We start from the raw sequence: 18,248 nt of genomic DNA on the forward strand, positions 1-18,248 counted from the left end.
ATCAGTCTTCGTCGGTGCGGGTGGTATTGGGGGCTGTGTTTGAGGCTGTGTCGATGGCGGCGTCCTCCCTGCTCTCATCACTGCTGGCGTCACGACCCTCTTCCTGGCTGTCCTTGCGTGCGACAACTTGGGTGGCGTCGGTTTGAGCGTCATCGCTGCTGGACGTGGAACTCACCTCCTGCGTTTCCAGAGATGGTTCTGAGCTGTCTGGACGAACCCAGCGTTTCTTGCGTTGTTGCTTGCTGACTGGAGCTTTAGCTGTGGTGTCGTTGTCCTTTCGGGCCTCGCTAGTTGCAGGTTGTTCACTTTGTTCAGATTTTTCACTGCTTTCATCACTGGGAGGAGTGTCTAGATCTGCATCGGCGGACGGCTGCTCAGGTCGCACCCAGAGTTTGTTGGTTCCAGTTTTTGCAGCAGGTTTCAGGCTTTTGAGGGTGTCAGCGGTTGCGCTTACAAGGCTGGCTAACACGGTGGTGAGTTGTTGAAGGCTCGTGGCCCAGCGTTCCCGGGACCCGAGTCTTTGTCGCTCCTCATCGCTGAGTTGTTGCCAGCGGGCTTGCCCAACTTCGGCCCCTAGGCGGCTGATCAGCAAACCGGCGCAGGCCACTGCCAGCATGGGAGCTCCTCGGAGTCGGTCACTGCTGGTTACGAGGACCAGTCCAAGCAGGAGGATGACGGCTCCCCAGGCGCCATCGCGGGGACGACTGAGCTCAGTCGCGAGCAGTGGCAGCAGCAGAACTGCAAGACCCGCCAGCAAACAGAGGTCTCCAGTAAGAGTGGCCAGCATCGGTGAATCGAGTGTCGACGTTGTCGCCATTCTGGGTCGATGTATAGGATTCGCTTCTGCCCATCTGGCGGAATTGGTAGACGCGCTGGTTTTAGGTACCAGTGACTTCGGTTGTGCGAGTTCAAGTCTCGCGGTGGGCATTCCTTTCCTAGATTGGTGTCGCTTGTAGTAGCAGGCGACACAGGAATCTTTCGATGACTCAAGCCCTCGCACAACCGGTGAGCTCGGGATCGACTCCCCGGCTTCGGTCAGTGCCTAAGGAGTTTCTCGATCCACCGTCTGCATGGAATCCAACGGTTGCTCTGTTTTTGGGCGGTTATGGCTTGGCAGCTTTGACCATTTGGGGCTGGTTTGTGGGTGGTTGGCCGTTGCCCCTGTTGTTGATATGTGGGTTCTTAGCTCTCCATTTAGAGGGCACCGTTGTGCACGATGCCTGTCACAAGGCGGCTCATCCGGTCCCTTGGGTTAATCAAACGATGGGGCACGGATCAGCCTTGCTTTTGGGGTTCAGTTTTCCTGTCTTTACACGGGTGCACTTGCAACATCATTCTCATGTGAATGATCCAAAGCATGATCCTGACCACATCGTGAGTACCTTTGGGCCTCTCTGGTTAATTGCCCCCCGATTTTTTTATCACGAGTTTTTCTTCTTTCAACGCAAGCTATGGAAGCGTTGGGAGTTGATGCAGTGGGGATTCGAGCGTGCAGTCTTTTTTACGATCATTGCTGCTGCAATTCGATTCGATTTTCTACCTTTTATTTTTAATTGTTGGTTCGCACCAGCGCTCATGGTTGGAGTCACACTGGGTCTTTTCTTTGACTACCTGCCCCACAGGCCATTTTTGTCGCGGAATCGTTGGCAGAACGCTCGTGTGTATCCAGGCCGCACAATGAATTGGTTGATTATGGGGCAAAATTATCACTTAGTGCATCATCTTTGGCCCTCTATTCCCTGGTTTGAGTACAAGCCCGCCTACGAGGCGACAAAGCCTCTCCTTGATGCGAAAGAATCGCCACAGAGGCTAGGAATCTTCGAAACACGCTCTGATGTCGTCAATTTCTTCTACGACATTTTGATCGGAGTTCGAAGTCACAAGCCAAGGGGTAGCAAGATGCGTCCGATTGCCAAGTTTCTTCCCAGTAGGCGTCTCAAACGCGCTTGGCTTTCATTGCTAAGGCGCACGGCCGTCACTCCGGCACGTCAACGTCTCTAAAGCGTTACGTTGGCGTGCCGGCTAGGGCTTACTTGTGGCCTAGTCCGCAAGGATTTTGGGAACGCGGAAGAAATCGCCTTCGCGTTGGGGGGCTTGATCTAAGAGGTCCTGCCTTACATCTGTTGCGACAACAGTGTCCTCACGCGTTGCATTGATCACTTCCACCGCACGTGTAGTGGGTAAAACGCCTTCGGTGTCCACGGCTTGAAGCTGATCCACGTAATCGAGAATTCGCTCAAGCTGCCCCGTGTAGGTGGCGATGGTGTCTTCAGGGAGATCAAGGCGGGCAAGTTGGGCCACCTTGCGTACGTCGTCGGCGGTGATCTTGCTCATGCAGCGGAGAGAAAGGTTTCAAGATCTTCGCGCAGTGCCGTGGCTGCTGTATCCAGTAACTCTGCTCCGTGTTCTGGCTTGGCCAGATAGGGGTCAGAGCCCATGCGGCCATCGGGATAGCGTCGCCGAAAATCGGCTGGGCCGTGAATCGCTCCGCATGGGGCGGCTTCAGGTAAGGGCCTTTGTTTGGTCACCAGGCTGTCGTGAAGGTGGAGGGTAACGGCGATTTCGCTTGGGGTGGCATGTTGGCCTTCGCGATTGCCATAGAGCTCTCGGGCTTGGCGCATCACAGCCCCTGCCATAAACCAGTTAGAGAGTCTGCAGCGCAGTTTGGGTGCTACCGGTAGTCCTCTGCTGGCGGCGGTTCCATAGGCCTGGGCAAAGGCTGCTTTGGTGGTGGCCATGTTGCCTCCGTGGCCATTCACCACAAAGATTCGCTCGAATCCATGGGTGGCCAAGGACAACACAAGGTCATGCATGACCGCCATCAGGGTGGCTGGCTGAAGACTCATCGTGCCCGCGAAGCCGAGATGGTGTTCGGCCATGCCATAGGCCTGAGCTGGCGTAACCAGCACTCCGCTGCGACGACCTAGCTCCAACGCCACAGCTTCTGCTGTGAGGGCGTCAGTCCCAATCGCACCCGTGGGTCCATGTTGTTCTGTGGAACCTAAGGGGATGATGATTCCTTTGCAGCCTTTCAGATAGGCCTCAACATCGGGCCAACTCTGGAGAGCCAAACGAATGGCTTCGGTGTTGGCTGCTGGGCCAGGCAGGGTGGCGTTCATGCCATCTCAATCAGTGGCTTGATGATCGCTCAGCTCGCGCCTTAGTGCGCTGTGCCGTTGCCGTCGTACTTGTCGGTGTTGTAGTAGCCCCCTCTGGTCCCGAAGTAAAAGGTGGCAATCACGAACAGTCCGCTGCCAAAGACCAAGACGGTCCCGAGATTGAAGCCGGATAGGGCGGCGTCCATGGTTGCAAGGTCAGTGCATCAATCATGCCAAGGACTTGCAAACTGAGCTTTCTCGGTGCGCTGATCGTCACCGGAGTGGCGCAGATCTCACGGAATAATCTCCTTTCCGTCTCCTTGAATCTCCAACCAATCGCGTAACCAGGCGGTGAGCCAGATGAACGGAAGGGTGTCAGCAAACGCCGCGAGGGCTTTAAACAAATATCCACTGGCGATGAACGCTCCCAGCTGAGGAAGAACCGCTTCACCGGCGCGAATGGGTAAAACATGCGTGGCGTAGTGGCTGATCAACACCACCGCACTGGTGTCCACCAATTGACTCACCAAGGTGGATCCGTTATTTCGAAGCCAGAGGGCCTTGCCATTCGTGCGTTCCTTCCAAAAGTGAAACAACCGCACGTCCACGAATTGGGCGGTGAGGTAAGCCACCATCGATGCTCCGACGGACCCAAAGGCCAGGCGTTGAATTTCAAAAAATGTGGATTCAGGGGCGCCGTTCAGGCCTGGCATCACACCTCCGACCCACAGAATTAAAACCACCCATCCATTGAGTAGGAGACCCACCCACACAACTTGCGTGGCCCTTTTCTCTCCCCACAGCTCACTAATAAGATCGGTGCAGAGAAAGGTGACGGGATAGGGGAGGGCCCCAACGGCCACCACGATTGGCCAAGATCCAATCTGCCCTAGGGCTAGGAATCGTGTCAGGCCAAGGATGTTGAGCATCCCCAGGGTGCCAAGAAAGAGCCCGGCCAGCACAAGAAATACCAGGTCTCGCCTGGCTTTGATTTGGCGTGTGGTGATTGTGGATGATGCCGACATGGGGTTCGTCGTTCATCGTTTGCGTCTTGACAGTCTGGTCATTCGGGTTGTGTTGACATGCCATCTGGAATGGCGCGGCTGGATTGCCTTGTCTTGATGACAATGCATAGAGCTGAGTGGTTGAACCATGGATCATCGCTCCAGCGACTTGTTGAGCCATCCAGCCCACGACCCCAGATTTTCAGCCCTCCCTCAAGTCTTTTTCTGCCGCCCTGCGGAGGTCGTTGGACCTGACTTGATTGGGTGTTTGATCGTGAAACGCCAAGACGACGGCAGCCTGCTTTGGGGCGTGATCGTGGAAACAGAGGCTTATTCCCAGGACGACCCCGCCTGCCATGGCTACCGCCGCCGTTCACCGCAAAACGAAACCCTCTTCGGTGAGCCAGGGCGGTTTTATGTGTATGTGAGCTATGGGATTCACCACTGCGTGAATGTGGTGACCGATCGCAGTTATTGGGCCAATGGGGTATTGCTTCGCGCTGTTGCGATGCCTGGCGAGCCGGAGCGAGTGGCGGCTGGTCCAGGTTTGTTAGCAAGGCGGTTCGGTCTCAACAGAACGCATGACAGCCAAGCCGTCTGTGGCGAGAATGAATTGTGGTTGGCCACCCGGCCCTCCGTTCTCACTGTCCCTGAGCTTGTGACCACCACGCGGATCGGAATCTCTCAGGCACAGGATTTGCCCTGGCGTTGGTACCTGAAGGACTCCCGCAGCGTGAGCCGGCGTGCCCGAGGTGATCGGCTGCCTGCTTTGAGTCAGGCCTTCATTCCAACTCTGGAGTGGAAGCGATGAGTGGCTGGTCCCATCGACATGTGCTCGATTTAGCTGCATTTTCTCGTGACGACTACGCCACGGTGCTGGAACTTGCCCATCGTTTTCGTTCGATGCCGGTGACGGGCGCTCGCAAACTCCCGGCCTTGCAAGGGCGATTGGTTGCCACCTTATTTTTTGAGCCCAGCACACGCACGCGCAGCAGCTTTGAGTTGGCAGCTAAGCGGTTGTCTGCTGATGTGCAGAGTTTTTCTCCCTCCAGCAGTTCCCTCAGCAAAGGCGAATCCCTGCTCGACACAGCGCGCACTTACGTCGCGATGGGGGCTGATGTGTTGGTGATCCGCCATCGCTGCACGGATGTACCCGCCCAGTTGGCCTCTGAGTTGGATCAAGCCGGAGAGCGCACCGTCGTCCTGAATGGCGGTGATGGACAGCACAGCCACCCCAGCCAGGGTTTGCTCGACCTTTACACGCTTGCTCACCATTTCGAGCCCCGCCACTCTCAACTTGAGGCGTTGCAGGGCAAGCGCATTGTGATTGTTGGCGACGTGGTGCATTCCCGCGTGGCACGCTCCAACCTCTGGGCGTTAAGTGCATGTGGCGCGGATTTGGTGCTTTGCGGGCCGCCCAGTCTTGTGCCCGATGCCTTTGCGGCTTTTTTGGATGCTCCGCCTCCCGGGCAGGCTTCAGATCCTGTCCGGGAGCGTGGAACGGTGCAGATCAGCCGCTCCTTGGATGACTGTTTGTCTGGTGCGGACGCGGTGATGACGTTGCGCTTACAAAAAGAACGCATGACCGATCATCTGCTTACGAATCTTGATCGCTATCACCGCGATTTTGGGCTCACCCATGAGCGGTTGCGACGCTGTGCTTTCTCAGGCCCTGTGCTCCATCCAGGCCCTGTCAATCGTGGAGTTGAAATGAGCGGTGGCCTCTTGGACGACCGCTCGATTTGTTTGGTTGAGGATCAGGTGCGCAACGGGATCCCTATCCGCATGGCGCTGCTTTATTTGATGGCAGCGTCTGATCCTGTGGCGGATTCGTCGCGGGCCTCAGCGCCATCCTGAGCAGAAACACCGGAGACGGAATTGGCGTAGTAATTCATGGCTGCTTTGAGAGCTGCATCTGGAGCGGCAATTGAGGGCCCTTTCCCGCTGTTCATGGGGAAGGGCGCGTCTGCGGAGTCGAGACCGATGTGCTGACTTGGCATGCCTGTGAGCAGCATCGATGAGCGTTGCTGCGACAGAACAGCAAACATCCACTTGATCAGCAAGGACCAGCGATTTTCTCGATCGGGCATGAAGGCCAGGTGTGCCGCAGCCCAAACAGCCCAGCCTGGACTTCCACTGAATTTGAAGCCGCGTAGATCGGCAACAGCAGCAACACGATCCAGCACGGCCATGCTGCCGAAATCAAACCATTTGAAATTCGGACGGTTCCCTCCGCTCAGGATCGCGGCAATGTCTTTGCCGACGAAGCCACCAGCTTGGGTCGCTGGTCCTGCCATCCCGGGCAGCGGATTGCCCGTGGACGTGTGCTTATAGCTGCAGAGATCGCCAACCACCCGAATCTCTGGATGGTCTTTCACGCTGAAGTCGGGTTCAACGATCACCCTCCCGCCACGATCCAATTCACAATCGATCGAGCCTGCCAGGGTCTTGCCCAGGTGAGATGGTCGGACCCCGGCAGTCCAAATCACGGTTGCGGCTTGAATTGTTTGTTCGCCATCTGGAGTGCCAACGGAGACTTCTCCAGGCTTCATGCTTTGAACACGCCCCTTAAAGAGAGTCTCTACCCCTAGAGACTCCAGGGTCTTTTGAGCAGAGGCCGATAACGACTCAGGCATTGCCCTCAGCAATCGATCGCCTGGGTCGATCACGATGATCCTTGAATCATCAGGATCGAGTTGCTTGAACTCACGGCGCATGGCATTGCGCATTAATTCGGAGGTGGCACCTGCCATCTCGCATCCCGTAGGCCCCCCTCCCACAATCACCACGGTTTGAAGGAATTTGCGTGCCGCGGGATCAGGTGTTTGTTCGGCCTGCTCCATCGCCATCAGCAAGCGGCGACGAATTTCTTGAGCGTGCTCAAGAATTTTCATCGGTGGAGCAAAGGTGCGCCATTCTTCATGGCCGAAATAGGTGCTACCCGAACCCGTTGCGAGTACTAAGTGGTCGTAGGTGAGAACTTTTTCGCTGAAGTTGATTTGTTGCTTCTTGGCATCCAAGCCGGTGACTTCTCCCAGCAAGACTTGAACGTTGCGCTGCTTGCCAACCAGCTGTCGCAGGGGTGTCGCAACATCACCAGGAGCGACTAGCCCCGTTGCTACTTGATAAAGAAGCGGTTGGAACAAATTGAAGTTGCGCTTATCAATCAAGGTGATGCGCACATCTGCCTGAGCAAGCGCTTTGCAGGCCCGAACGCCAGCAAAGCCCCCGCCCACGATCACGACATGAGGGGCGTCGCGAAGACGTTCTTCTGGCGGTTCGAGCTCGAGAAAGAAATGCTCAGCAGCCATGGTCTAACCATCAGCAGATCTAAATCCAGGCTATGGATTCCGTACAAGATTGTCTGGATTTGTGCGTTCTTTAAAGCAACTTGAATCCTTCCAATAAAAGGCCATAAAGCAAGCCAATGCGTGACATGTCCAACAGATCACGTCCCAGATGTTTTTGTCGATCTCGCGCCCAATGCCGCCTGGCTCGGACCATCAGTTCCCAGATCGCCACAGTCACCAGTGCGGCCACTGGATCCATCAATGCCAACGCACCTGCAATGGCACCGATGCTGTTTCCAAGAGCGAAGCTTGCTCCGAGGGCGATCAACATTAAGGATGCCCTTCTCCAGGGATTCACTGCCCACTGGTCAAGGCGTGAAGTGGCTTCACCGAAACTGATTTGAAGTCGAGTTTTTTGCAGTCGAGCGGTCATGCATCGAGCCCCTCAAACCTTGTAATCAGAAGTGTGCCACCAGTTGATCCCCATCACCCGGCCGGCAAACTGCCGATTTAAAAATACTCGATTTTTATTTATTTCTTATATGAATAGCTGGTTTTTGAGCATTTCCTGTTGAAGCAGGATTTGCGTTCAGTTGACCACTCAGCGGGACCACAATTCAGTCGGAATCGGCCTTCGCTTTGCGGGATGATTTCCCCTCCAGCAGCTCGAGCAACGCCTCCATCTGGGCCATGACTCCTCTCACCTCACCCGCTTCAGGCAGGAGTCCGTCTTCCATCACGCCTTGATGCATTTCTCGCAGCTCCTGGCGGATGTAGCGCAGGTGGCTGACTACTTGTTCTCTTTTGGATTGCGACATCGTTTATGGGCTTTCTGACATCCCTTTTACCGCATGGTCGTCCCGACTGACGTCAGCGACGGCCGAGCCCGCCAGCTAAGGCGATGAGGCCGTAGGTGATGAGGGCGCTGGGTCTGGCAAGCGTTGAGACCAAAACAAGAGCCGAAAGGGCTGCAAAGAGGGGCAGACGTCTTGTGAAGTGAGTGCTGAACGGAAACATCAGCAACACTCCAAGGCCAATGGTTGGAACCTGTGAAGGCCAGTAACCCTATCGATGGAAGGCTGCTCTTCAAGGCCCAAGGTCATGGCTGTCCTTGAAATCTGAAATTAAGTTTAAGGCAATTGTCTCGGAGGTAGACGTTCAGAACCCTCTTGCTCTTGGCCGCTGACTCGACAGCGAAATATTTTGGTTCTGCTCAGGGGGCTTCGGATGTCCGGATGTGGGTTGTGCAACAACGTTGAAGGCAAGAGACCAGCGTTCTCCGCTGCCCCGGAAAGGCATCACGGAATGGGGTTGCCAAGCTGGAAAAATATAAAAATCGCCTGGGCTAGGAAGCACGTATTGAGCCATTCCCGTACGAAATGATTGGAGGTGGTATTCCTCAGGACCATGAAAACAAAGTTGACCGTCAAAGCTTGTTCCGTTGATTTGTGAGGGCACTTTTAAAAAGACAACTCCCGAAAAACTTCCTCCATGGGTATGCATTGGGTTGTAATCGCCCTCCATTTGGCAATTCAGCCAGATGTCAATCAGTCTTAGCTGGTAGCGCCCTGGCACCCATGGGCCACGACCTTGAGGTGGTTGCTGGTCCATCACGTGACGGATCCAGCGTTCGCAGCCTTCGAGAAGGACAGATTCACAAAGTTCTTGAACAGCCGGTTGGATTGGATTGAGTTCTCGTTGTTGGTTGAGCTGGCCAGCGAGGCGCATCGAAGCGTCGGGATTAGCTCCTGGATTGCTGAGGACGTCCTCACAATGGAGAAGGCATTGGTTGAGAAGTTTTAAATCGAGTTTCCCTTGTACGATTGAGCGTGGAAACAAATCAAGAACGTTCATGTTGAGATGACTGATGTTTTCAAAGAATTTCGATAACAAATACCGAGATCAATAGAACCACAATGCCCTGCGCCAAAGGCATGCAATTGAAGGCTCTAAAAAAGAAGGGATTCCCTGAGATGACCGGTGGTGTGATGGAAGTTAGTTCTGTCACTGATGTTCAGGTTGTTGCCAAGCTGGTCATTTTGCACAAAAAGATCATCTAGATCTGCATCCACGATGACCTTTTGTTGAAGGTGTCCCTAGGGTTGGAGGCAAGGAGAGATTGTTTGCCCCTGCTGGCAGCTAATCCTCGTTAGTGAAATCCATTCTTGTTCCTTCAAAATAAAAGCCCAGGCATTGCCTGAGCTTTTAGAGTTTTTATTCGTTAGTAAGTGATTTAAAACAGATTAACGCTAGGCCAGTTAGGTGTTGAGTTAATGATGTCTTTCATTAGGCTATCAAGAGCTGCAGGTTTTTTGCGGCTATTGGTTACTGCGACATAACCGAAATTTGAGTTGTAATTCTTCCTGTACACTGCAGTAGTGCCGTCCATCAAGCCATTATGGTAATTCGCGTGGTCATTGTTGTGCCTCATAAAACGAAGTAGATCAATGGGTGTGGCTATCCAACCACCATGAGAATCAAACCGTTGAGGCTTAACGCTTGAATAAGCACCTCCTCCATAGTATGTAGCTTCATTGCGCAGTTGTTGGTTCTTTTTGTCGCGCCCGATCACCATGCCTTTGGCACCTGCAGGATTCAGGATTTTGTTTTTCACGTAAGAATCGTAGTCTGCATTGGTTGCTTTCTCAATCACTCGCCCCAGTAAAGAGTAGCCAAAATTAGAATACCGATAATCTTGTCCGGGGTTTGAGGCCAAAGGGTAATTGCTTAATGTCCAGTTGATTAAGCCGGGGAACGTAGACCCAGAGTAAGCAAACATTGGATCTTTTTTGTCTCCTTTTTTGTTGATGTTTGCCCACCCTCCGCGATGGTCAAGTAGATGCTGGATTGTGATTTTGTCGATGTTTGGGTTGGTTGAAGGTGTTGGGTAGTCATCTCCAAGAATGCTGTTTTTGCCAAACACTTTAGAACTTGAGTTTAGAGATGTTTCTTTCAAGAGTTTCTTGATTGCGGCTTGGGTTACAAGCTTTGAAACGCTGGCAACGCGAAAGCGATGCTTTGGTCCCACTACAATTCCCTTTGCGACGTCAGCTTTGCCGAAACCGCGGGCATACACAAGTTTGTTGTTTTTGCTAATGGCTATCGATAATCCTTTGATGCCGTTATCACGCATGTATTGACCAACCTTTCTTTCTATTGATCGTAGGCCTTTGCTTGCAAATTTCTTGTTTTCCCAGACTCCATTGAACTTGACACCACTCGCTGAGTTAAAGGCTTCGATGTATTTTGGCTCATAGCTCTGATATCGATAGTTGTCGAAGATATGCTGGTAGTTTTTGGTTGGAATCCCATGGCGTGCTTGATAAGATTGCCCTCCTTCTTTGGTCCAAACAGCAGCATAGCGATCGCTGTTTCCTTTGCGATAGCCGGTGACTGCTTTCAGGCGATAGCCTTCTTTGGCTGACTTGTTAAATTCTTTTTGATATTGAGAGCTTGTGAGTCCGTGCCGAGCTTTCCATTTGGGCATATTTTTTTCGAAGATTACAGCAAATCTAGGAGAGCCTTTCAAGCTAAATGCACTGACATGTTTTACTCCGTATCCTTCTCCAGACATGGAAGTGACTTGACTTTGGTATTGCTTTTCCGTAAGACCGTGCCGCGCTTTGTACGCAGGACCAGAGGTTTTTTCCCAAATCGCTGCATAGAATGGTTTGCCTCCAATTTCATATCCATTGATGTGCGTCAAGCGATACCCTTTTTTATTGAAAGCGTCAAATGCAGCTTGATACTTTTGTGGGCTCAATCCGTGGCGAGCAATAAATGGTTTGCACCCATTTTTGCTCCAAATTGCAGCATAGTTGGCTCTCCCTGCTTGTTGGTAGCCTGAAATCGACTTGAGGCAATAACCTTTCTTGGTGTAGTTGTTGAAAGTCTGCTGATAACCAGCGCTTGACAGGCCATGCCGCGCAGTCCACTCGCTGGCGGAGGATGGCAACGCTGTGGTCAGGACCATTCCTGTGGCCGCAATTGCGCCAATGGTCGTGGCTTTTTTGATGCCGTCTTTCGCCCTTTGGTTGATTTTTAGAACGATTTTGTTGAGGTCAAGAACTGTAGAAATCATTGTTATTTGATGTGAGTGAGTTCAGGGTCATCTCCCTGGCATTCACACCATCGCCCTTCTGACGGCTGAGCTCGTTGATTGGGGACAAGGCTGCCTGTGATTTTCGTCACTACAGACAAAAGAAGCTTCAATAATGCGCATTGAAGACAGGCTCGAGATCTTTTATTGCCTTGATTTTTTGTGCATGGGTTGATCTGGGTTCAGGGTTGCATCTTGCCCAATCCACTTCCTCGGTAATAGTTAGACGCCTAGATACCGAATAAGTTTTTGCTATTAATACATGGAGACTAGGGGATTCGAACCCCTGACCTCTGCGGTGCGATCGCAGCGCTCTACCAGCTGAGCTAAGACCCCGTCGCTCGAAACTTAGCGACAGCTCTATGTCTTGCCCGAGGCAGAATGGGTTCTTCTCGTCAGGGAACCAGCATGCCGATCACGCCGGAATCTCTGGATGCGTTTGACGACGACAAGGTGGCTTCGCTTGCCCAGCGCCTTGAAGACGACGATTACCCAACCCCTTTTGATGGCCTAAGTGATTGGCATCTGTTGCGTGCCTTGGCGATTCACCGGCCCGAGCTCACGGGTCCATATGTTCATTTAGTTGATCAGGAACCATTTGATGAAGATTGAGGCCCCAAGGCTTCTTGAGGGGCGTCGTCTTCTTGTAGCAGCATCGGGAAGCATCGCCGCGGTTAAGACCCCTCTCCTTGTAAGCGCGTTGGTGAAGGCGGGGGCCGAGGTGCGTTGTGTCATCACTCCCAGCGCCTCGCGCCTTGTCAGTCCTGTGGCGCTCGCAAGTCTGAGTCGTCACCCTTGTCTGCAAGATCAGGATCAGTGGGAGCCATCGCAACCTCGACCATTGCACGTCGAGTTGGCTGAATGGGCTGATCTTGTCGTTGTGGCGCCCCTAAGTGCAACAAGCTTGGCCCGCTGGACCCAGGGGCTCGGAGATGGCTTGCTGGCCTCCCTGCTGTTGGCCTGCGAGCGCCCAGTGGTGGCGGCCTCAGCCATGAATACAGCAATGTGGGGCAATGCCGCGGTCCGTCGCAACTGGGATCTCTTGCAAGGGGATCAACGGGTCCTGTGCCTAGGACCAGAGCCCGGGTTGCTGGCTTGTGATCGAATCGGAGAGGGGCGAATGGCCGATCCCGCTTTGATTCAATTGGCGGTTCTCCATGCGCTTCAGCAAGGGAGCCAGGAACGCCAATTGATGCGTGATTGGAGTGGACGTTCCCTGCTCGTGACCGCTGGCCCAACGGTGGAAGCCCTGGACCCTGCCCGAATCATGAGCAACCGCAGCAGCGGCCGGATGGGCGTGATGCTGGCTCAAGCGGCTCGGTGGCGGGGTGCTCGGGTTGAGTTGATCCATGGCCCCTTGCAGTTGCCAGATGCCTGGCTTGAGGGAGTGTCTTGCCATCCGGTGGAGTCAGCGCAAGCGATGGAGTCGGCACTGATGGATCTTCAACCGGGCGTGGACGCGGTGGCAATGGCGGCAGCGGTGGCCGATCTGCGCCGGCGTGGTGGTGCATCTCCTGACAAGCCCGCGAAGGCCGCATTGGCCAGCGTTCTTTCGGCCGAAATGGAGCCTGTCCCCGATCTGTTGGCCGGTTTGGCTGAGCGCCGCCCCCCAGGTCAAGTGCTCTTGGGATTTGCTGCTCTCAGTGGTCAAGCTGATTCGCTTCTGGAACGGGCGCGTCAAAAACTCTCTGCCAAACAATGCGACCTGTTGTTTGCGAATCCCATTGATCAGCCCAATCAGGGGTTTGGTTCGCATCGGAACGGAGGCTGGTTGCTCAGGCGCGATGGCACAAAGGACCCGTTCTTGCCTCAATGCAAGCTTGAGCTCGCGAATCGCTTGCTGGATGAGATCGCCCTGCAATTGCCCGCCCTGCCACTGCCAGCGCTGCATGCCCTCAATTCGCAGCACGTTGTCTCAGGCAGTTAAGTCTTTGATAATTGCTTGAGAGCGTTCTCAGTCACTGTTGAATTGGGACGTTCAACGGTTTCGAGACCCTCCCTTTGCGACCCGCAACGCGAAGGCTTGTTGAGAGCTGCAAAAGGCTTGCCGGAACGCTCGTTTTCGCCTTGTAAGATCGAAAAATCGGTGGATACCGTCTTCGTCCGGCTTATCAGCTTTCTTCTATGCGCATCCGTCCCCTGCTGGCCCTGGTGCTAGCCCTCTGTCTCTTTGTTGTAACCGCCTGCAGTGGTGGTGCTGAGGCCATAGATCGATCCAACGTCACCTATGACGACATCCGCAACACGGGCAAGGCCAATGATTGCCCCACCCTTCCTGATTCGGCACGTGGCTCCATCAGCCTCACGGCTGGTTCCGGTTACGAACTGCGTGGGATCTGTATGCATCCCTCTCGGGTCTTTGTCAAAGGCGAACCCGCGAATAAGCGTCAAGAGGCGCAATTCGTTGAGGGCAAAATCCTCACTCGCTACACCTCGAGCTTGGATGAAGTCTTTGGCGATCTCGTCGTTGGTGACAAAGGTCTGAGCTTCAGCGAAAAAGGCGGTATTGATTTCCAGCCGATCACGGTGTTGGTTCCTGGTGGTGAGGAATTCCCCTTCACCTTCTCAAGCAAAAACCTTCAAGCCACGGCTGACGGTTCAGCTCTGACAACCAGTACCGACTTCAACGGCACCTACCGCACACCTAGCTACCGCACCAGTAACTTCATCGATCCAAAGGGTCGCGCCTTAACCACTGGTGTGGATTATCCCCAGGGACTCGTGGGACTTGGTGGTGATTACGAAGAGCTTGAGAGCGAAAACGTCAAGCGCTACATCGATGGCACGGGCGAGATGAGCTTTTCGATCACCAAGGTGGATCCTGAAACCGGCGAATTTGCTGGCGTCTTCTCGGCGATTCAACCTTCCGATTCCGATATGGGTGGTCGCGAAATCGTTGACGTGAAGATCAGTGGAGAGGTCTTCGGTCGTCTTGAGGAGGCTTGACCTTCCAGTTCAGACGCATTGATTCAAAAGGAGGGCTCAGGCCCTCCTTTTTTCTGTCTTCTGGGAGAATCTCGCCATCCCTGATCCAGACACGAATCGCCGATGACTGCCACTTCCTCTTCCTCGCAGCGCTCCGGGGTGATTGCTCCTTACGGAGGCACCTTGGTGGATTTGATGGTGTCAGCCCCTGAGCATGCAGCGCTGAAGGCTTCTGCCACCACAAGCATCGAATGTTCTGATCGCAATGCCTGTGATGTTGAGCTGCTTGTTGTCGGTGGATTTTCCCCAGAGCGGGGATTCATGCATCAGGCCGACTACGACTCCGTTGTTGCCGGGCATCGCACCACCTCTGGCTACCTGTTCGGGTTGCCGATTGTGATGGATACCGATCGTGAGGACGTCGCGGTTGGAGACAAGGTGTTGTTGACCTACAAAGGTCAGGATCTGGCTGTTCTCACCGTTGGAGATAAGTGGGAACCCGACAAGGTTGTCGAGGCCAAAGGCTGTTATGGCACCACCTCGCTAGAGCACCCGGCGGTGCGCATGATCGCCACAGAGCGCCGTCGTTTCTATCTCGGGGGCCTGATTCAGGGCTTGGAGCTTCCGAAGCGTGTCTTCCCCTGCAAAACGCCATCTGAGGTCCGAGCCGGCCTCCCCGACGGCGAAGACGTGGTGGCATTCCAGTGCCGTAATCCCATTCATCGCGCCCACTACGAGCTCTTCACCCGCGCACTGCACGCCCAAAACGTCAGCGAGAATGCCGTCGTGCTGGTCCACCCCACCTGTGGGCCCACCCAGCAGGACGATATTCCAGGCTCCGTTCGCTTCCAGACCTATGAACGCCTGGCCGCAGAGGTGGATAACGCGAGTATTCGTTGGGCTTATCTGCCGTACGCCATGCACATGGCTGGTCCGCGTGAAGCCTTGCAGCACATGATCATTCGCCGCAATTACGGCTGTACTCACTTCATCATTGGCCGGGATATGGCTGGATGTAAATCCTCACTCTCAGGGGATGATTTTTACGGCCCCTATGACGCGCAGAATTTTGCCAAAGAGTGCGCTCCTGAACTGACGATGGAGACCGTTCCCTCCTTAAATCTTGTCTTTACCGACGAAGAGGGGTATGTCACTGCGGAACATGCGGAGGCCCGCGGTTTGCATGTCAAAAAGCTCAGCGGCACCCAATTCCGCAAGATGCTCCGTAGTGGCGAAGAGATCCCGGAGTGGTTTGCGTTCCGCAGCGTGGTTGAGGTCCTGCGGGCCTCCTGACGCTTTCAATTCCTATTAACATTCCTTCATCAGAGGCGAAGAACCTTGAACAAGCGTTGGCGCAATGTGGGGCTTTATGTCCTGCTCGTAGTGGTAGTGATCGTTGTGGGTACGGCGTTCCTTGACCGTCCCGATCCTGCAACGGCAGCTCGCACGCTGCGGTACAGCGATTTTGTGGAATCCGTTCAGGAAGATCAGGTCAGCAGAGTGTTGCTATCTCCCGACCGTGGAACTGCTCAGATTGTTGAGACCGATGGTCGTCGTGCGGAGGTCAACCTCGCTCCGGACAAGGATCTTCTGAAGATGTTGACGGATCACAACGTTGACATCGCTGTGCAGCCTTCACGCCAGCCTGGCGCTTGGCAGCAAGCAGCGACCAGTTTGATCTTCCCGTTGTTGCTGCTTGGCGGCCTGTTCTTTCTGTTCCGTCGCGCCCAGGGCGGCGGCGGTGGTGGAAACCAAGCCATGAACTTTGGTAAGAGCAAGGCGCGGGTCCAAATGGAGCCCACCACGCAGATCACCTTCGGGGATGTTGCCGGAATTGAAGGCGCCAAGCTTGAGCTCACTGAGGTGGTTGATTTCCTTAAGAACCCAGATCGGTTTACTGCTGTTGGAGCGAAAATTCCTAAAGGTTGTTTGCTTGTTGGTCCTCCGGGGACGGGTAAAACCTTGCTTGCCAAGGCAGTGGCGGGTGAAGCGGGAGTGCCCTTCTTCTCGATCTCAGGTTCTGAGTTCGTTGAGATGTTTGTTGGTGTGGGTGCCAGCCGTGTCCGTGACCTGTTTGAACAGGCCAAGAAAAATGCTCCTTGCATCGTGTTCATCGATGAGATCGATGCCGTAGGCCGACAGCGTGGTGCTGGTCTCGGCGGCGGCAACGATGAGCGCGAGCAAACCTTGAACCAGCTCCTGACGGAGATGGATGGTTTTGAAGGCAATACCGGAATCATCATCATTGCCGCAACCAACCGCCCTGACGTGTTGGATTCAGCCTTGATGCGTCCAGGTCGTTTCGACCGCCAAGTCACAGTTGATCGTCCTGATTACGCCGGTCGTCTTCAAATTCTTGGCGTTCATGCCCGCAGCAAAACCTTGTCGAAGGATGTGGACCTCGACAAGGTGGCTCGCCGGACCCCTGGTTATACCGGTGCTGACCTGGCCAACCTTCTCAATGAAGCAGCAATCCTTGCCGCGCGTCGCCAACTCACGGAGGTGAGCAACGACGAGATCAGTGATGCGATCGAGCGCATCATGGTGGGCCCCGAGAAGAAAGACCGGGTGATGAGCGAGCGACGCAAGTGGCTTGTGGCGTATCACGAAGCTGGTCATGCCCTGGTGGGCGCATTGATGCCTGATTACGACGCCGTGCAGAAGATTTCGATCATTCCCCGCGGTAACGCTGGTGGTCTGACCTTCTTCACGCCGAGCGAAGAGCGGATGGAGTCTGGCCTTTACTCACGGACCTACCTCCAAAACCAAATGGCTGTGGCCCTAGGCGGTCGGGTTGCAGAGGAAATCGTCTACGGAGAAGACGAGGTCACAACGGGTGCTTCCAATGACCTTCAGCAAGTTGCTTCGGTTGCCCGTCAGATGGTGACCCGCTTTGGGATGAGCGACAAGCTTGGTCCTGTTGCTCTAGGCCGTGCACAAGGAGGAATGTTCTTGGGTCGCGATATCGCAGCTGAACGTGATTTCTCCGAGGACACGGCAGCCACGATTGATTCCGAGGTTTCCGATCTGGTTGATGTGGCCTATCACCGTGCCACCAAGGTCTTGAATGACAACCGCTCTGTCCTTGATGAGCTCGCCGAAATGCTGGTTGAAAGCGAAACTGTTGATTCACAGGAACTTCAGGATCTCTTGATCCGACGCGATGTGCGAATTGCTGAGTACGTCTGATCGTCAGCAGTGGTTGATGGCCTCGTTGCGTCGTCAGCCACTGATCATGGTGTTGCGGCCCAAGGAGAGTGATCTCCTTGGGCCGTTTTTGCAGTCACTGTTGTGTCAACGCATCGACCAGTTGGTCGATCTTGGCGTCCACCACATTGAAGTTGCCTGGATGGATCACCCTCGCTGGAGTGCCCTGATCGCGGCGATCCGGCTGAGGCATCCAACCGTTCAGCTGGGAGTGGCCTCTGTGACGTCACAACGGGGTCTCCAGGCAGTGATCGATCTCGATCTGCCCTATGCAATGTCTCCGCTCTTGGATCAGGGCCTGGTCTTGATGGCACATCAACACAACTGTTGTCTTGTTCCTGGTGTGATGACGCCAACCGAAATTCGCCAGGCGGTTGCTCTTGGTTGCCATGTTGTGAAATTGTTTCCTGCAGTTGTGCTGGGCCTCGATTACCACCGTCAGATTGCAGCCCCGATGTGGGATCTGCCCTTCATGATTGCCGCAGGCGGGTTGAGTGTGGCCGACTTGGATCCCTGGCTGTCCGCTGGTTACGACGCGATTGCCCTCGGTCGTGGCGTCCTCGGCGCAACGAACGCCATCGCCGATCTACGCGATTGGTTGACGTGAGTCTTATCTGCTACAGAT

Annotated in this window: 20 protein-coding genes and 2 tRNA genes; 10 read left to right on the top strand and 12 right to left on the bottom strand. The window is 54.4% G+C overall.

Features of this window, described 5'->3' with window-relative positions; all coding sequences use genetic code 11:
• Position 1: 1 nt before the first annotated feature.
• A complete protein-coding gene (locus tag SIC18_RS04490; protein WP_413430286.1) occupies positions 2-817 on the bottom strand; it encodes a hypothetical protein in 816 nt (271 codons plus the stop codon).
• Positions 818-845: 28 nt separating this feature from the next.
• On the opposite strand from SIC18_RS04490, the gene SIC18_RS04495 reads away from it, so the two are divergent.
• Together SIC18_RS04495 and crtR are read left to right on the top strand one after the other, a co-directional pair.
• Positions 846-927, top strand: a tRNA-Leu gene (locus SIC18_RS04495).
• Positions 928-981: 54 nt separating this feature from the next.
• Positions 982-2,001: a beta-carotene hydroxylase gene (gene crtR / locus SIC18_RS04500; protein WP_048347836.1), complete on the top strand. Its 1,020-nt coding sequence runs from the start codon at positions 982-984 to the stop codon at positions 1,999-2,001.
• A gap of 39 nt (positions 2,002-2,040) precedes the next feature.
• Here crtR and gatC read toward each other — a convergent pair whose 3' ends face one another.
• The 4 genes from gatC to SIC18_RS04520 all read right to left on the bottom strand — a co-directional run bounded on the left by gatC (position 2,041) and on the right by SIC18_RS04520 (position 4,123).
• Positions 2,041-2,334, bottom strand: a complete 294-nt coding sequence (gatC, locus tag SIC18_RS04505) for an Asp-tRNA(Asn)/Glu-tRNA(Gln) amidotransferase subunit GatC (RefSeq protein WP_048347837.1) — start codon at positions 2,332-2,334, stop codon at positions 2,041-2,043.
• A complete protein-coding gene (locus SIC18_RS04510; protein WP_011618313.1) occupies positions 2,331-3,119 on the bottom strand; it encodes a creatininase family protein in 789 nt (262 codons plus the stop codon). The genes gatC and SIC18_RS04510 overlap by 4 nt, the downstream gene beginning before the upstream one ends.
• A 41-nt stretch (positions 3,120-3,160) precedes the next feature.
• Complete coding sequence (locus SIC18_RS04515) at positions 3,161-3,304, bottom strand: hypothetical protein (protein ID WP_006853653.1); 144 nt, start codon at positions 3,302-3,304, stop codon at positions 3,161-3,163.
• Between the two features lie 87 nt (positions 3,305-3,391).
• Complete coding sequence (locus SIC18_RS04520; protein WP_048347838.1) at positions 3,392-4,123, bottom strand: queuosine precursor transporter; 732 nt, start codon at positions 4,121-4,123, stop codon at positions 3,392-3,394.
• A gap of 127 nt (positions 4,124-4,250) precedes the next feature.
• Between SIC18_RS04520 and SIC18_RS04525 the strand changes: the two genes are divergently transcribed.
• Positions 4,251-4,913, top strand: coding sequence for a DNA-3-methyladenine glycosylase (locus SIC18_RS04525; RefSeq protein ID WP_413430287.1), 663 nt, complete (start codon positions 4,251-4,253; stop codon positions 4,911-4,913).
• Complete coding sequence (locus SIC18_RS04530) at positions 4,910-5,959, top strand: aspartate carbamoyltransferase catalytic subunit (RefSeq protein ID WP_413430288.1); 1,050 nt, start codon at positions 4,910-4,912, stop codon at positions 5,957-5,959. The genes SIC18_RS04525 and SIC18_RS04530 overlap by 4 nt, the downstream gene beginning before the upstream one ends.
• On the opposite strand, the gene SIC18_RS04535 is transcribed toward SIC18_RS04530, so the two are convergent.
• The 7 genes from SIC18_RS04535 to SIC18_RS04565 all read right to left on the bottom strand — a co-directional run bounded on the left by SIC18_RS04535 (position 5,899) and on the right by SIC18_RS04565 (position 11,827).
• Positions 5,899-7,413: an NAD(P)/FAD-dependent oxidoreductase gene (locus SIC18_RS04535; protein WP_048347841.1), complete on the bottom strand. Its 1,515-nt coding sequence runs from the start codon at positions 7,411-7,413 to the stop codon at positions 5,899-5,901. The genes SIC18_RS04530 and SIC18_RS04535 overlap by 61 nt on opposite strands.
• Positions 7,414-7,483: 70 nt before the next feature.
• Positions 7,484-7,825, bottom strand: coding sequence for a DUF565 domain-containing protein (locus SIC18_RS04540; RefSeq protein WP_413430289.1), 342 nt, complete (start codon positions 7,823-7,825; stop codon positions 7,484-7,486).
• Between the two features lie 184 nt (positions 7,826-8,009).
• The gene (locus SIC18_RS04545; RefSeq protein WP_006853639.1) at positions 8,010-8,210 is read right to left on the bottom strand and encodes a hypothetical protein; all 201 of its coding nucleotides are present in this window, start codon (positions 8,208-8,210) and stop codon (positions 8,010-8,012) included.
• Between the two features lie 52 nt (positions 8,211-8,262).
• The gene (locus tag SIC18_RS04550; protein ID WP_245407199.1) at positions 8,263-8,409 is read right to left on the bottom strand and encodes a hypothetical protein; all 147 of its coding nucleotides are present in this window, start codon (positions 8,407-8,409) and stop codon (positions 8,263-8,265) included.
• A gap of 141 nt (positions 8,410-8,550) precedes the next feature.
• The gene (locus SIC18_RS04555; RefSeq protein ID WP_048348449.1) at positions 8,551-9,246 is read right to left on the bottom strand and encodes a putative 2OG-Fe(II) oxygenase; all 696 of its coding nucleotides are present in this window, start codon (positions 9,244-9,246) and stop codon (positions 8,551-8,553) included.
• A gap of 379 nt (positions 9,247-9,625) precedes the next feature.
• Entirely contained in the window at positions 9,626-11,473 is a 1,848-nt protein-coding gene (locus SIC18_RS04560; RefSeq protein WP_413430290.1) for a serine hydrolase, read from the bottom strand.
• A gap of 281 nt (positions 11,474-11,754) precedes the next feature.
• Positions 11,755-11,827 (bottom strand) — tRNA-Ala (locus SIC18_RS04565).
• A gap of 45 nt (positions 11,828-11,872) precedes the next feature.
• On the opposite strand from SIC18_RS04565, the gene SIC18_RS04570 reads away from it, so the two are divergent.
• The 6 genes from SIC18_RS04570 to SIC18_RS04595 all read left to right on the top strand — a co-directional run bounded on the left by SIC18_RS04570 (position 11,873) and on the right by SIC18_RS04595 (position 18,230).
• Complete coding sequence (locus SIC18_RS04570; protein WP_048347843.1) at positions 11,873-12,103, top strand: DUF2555 domain-containing protein; 231 nt, start codon at positions 11,873-11,875, stop codon at positions 12,101-12,103.
• Positions 12,093-13,418 (top strand): bifunctional phosphopantothenoylcysteine decarboxylase/phosphopantothenate--cysteine ligase CoaBC, encoded by a 1,326-nt coding sequence (gene coaBC, locus SIC18_RS04575; protein WP_048347844.1) that lies wholly within the window; start codon positions 12,093-12,095, stop codon positions 13,416-13,418. The genes SIC18_RS04570 and coaBC overlap by 11 nt, the downstream gene beginning before the upstream one ends.
• Positions 13,419-13,615: 197 nt before the next feature.
• Positions 13,616-14,437, top strand: a complete 822-nt coding sequence (locus SIC18_RS04580) for a photosystem II manganese-stabilizing polypeptide (RefSeq protein ID WP_048347845.1) — start codon at positions 13,616-13,618, stop codon at positions 14,435-14,437.
• A 102-nt stretch (positions 14,438-14,539) separates the two neighbouring features.
• On the top strand, positions 14,540-15,709 hold the full coding sequence (sat, locus tag SIC18_RS04585) for a sulfate adenylyltransferase (RefSeq protein WP_048347846.1): 1,170 nt from the start codon (positions 14,540-14,542) through the stop codon (positions 15,707-15,709).
• A 45-nt stretch (positions 15,710-15,754) separates the two neighbouring features.
• Positions 15,755-17,605 carry an ATP-dependent zinc metalloprotease FtsH3 gene (ftsH3, locus tag SIC18_RS04590; protein WP_048347847.1) on the top strand — a complete coding sequence of 617 codons (1,851 nt, stop codon included), beginning with the start codon at positions 15,755-15,757 and terminating at the stop codon, positions 17,603-17,605.
• A complete protein-coding gene (locus tag SIC18_RS04595) occupies positions 17,580-18,230 on the top strand; it encodes a bifunctional 4-hydroxy-2-oxoglutarate aldolase/2-dehydro-3-deoxy-phosphogluconate aldolase (protein ID WP_048347848.1) in 651 nt (216 codons plus the stop codon). The genes ftsH3 and SIC18_RS04595 overlap by 26 nt, the downstream gene beginning before the upstream one ends.
• Positions 18,231-18,248: the final 18 nt, after the last annotated feature.

It is taken from the genome of Synechococcus sp. Cu2B8-bc1011, assembly GCF_047302735.1.
In the GTDB taxonomy this organism is placed as follows: domain Bacteria; phylum Cyanobacteriota; class Cyanobacteriia; order PCC-6307; family Cyanobiaceae; genus Synechococcus_C.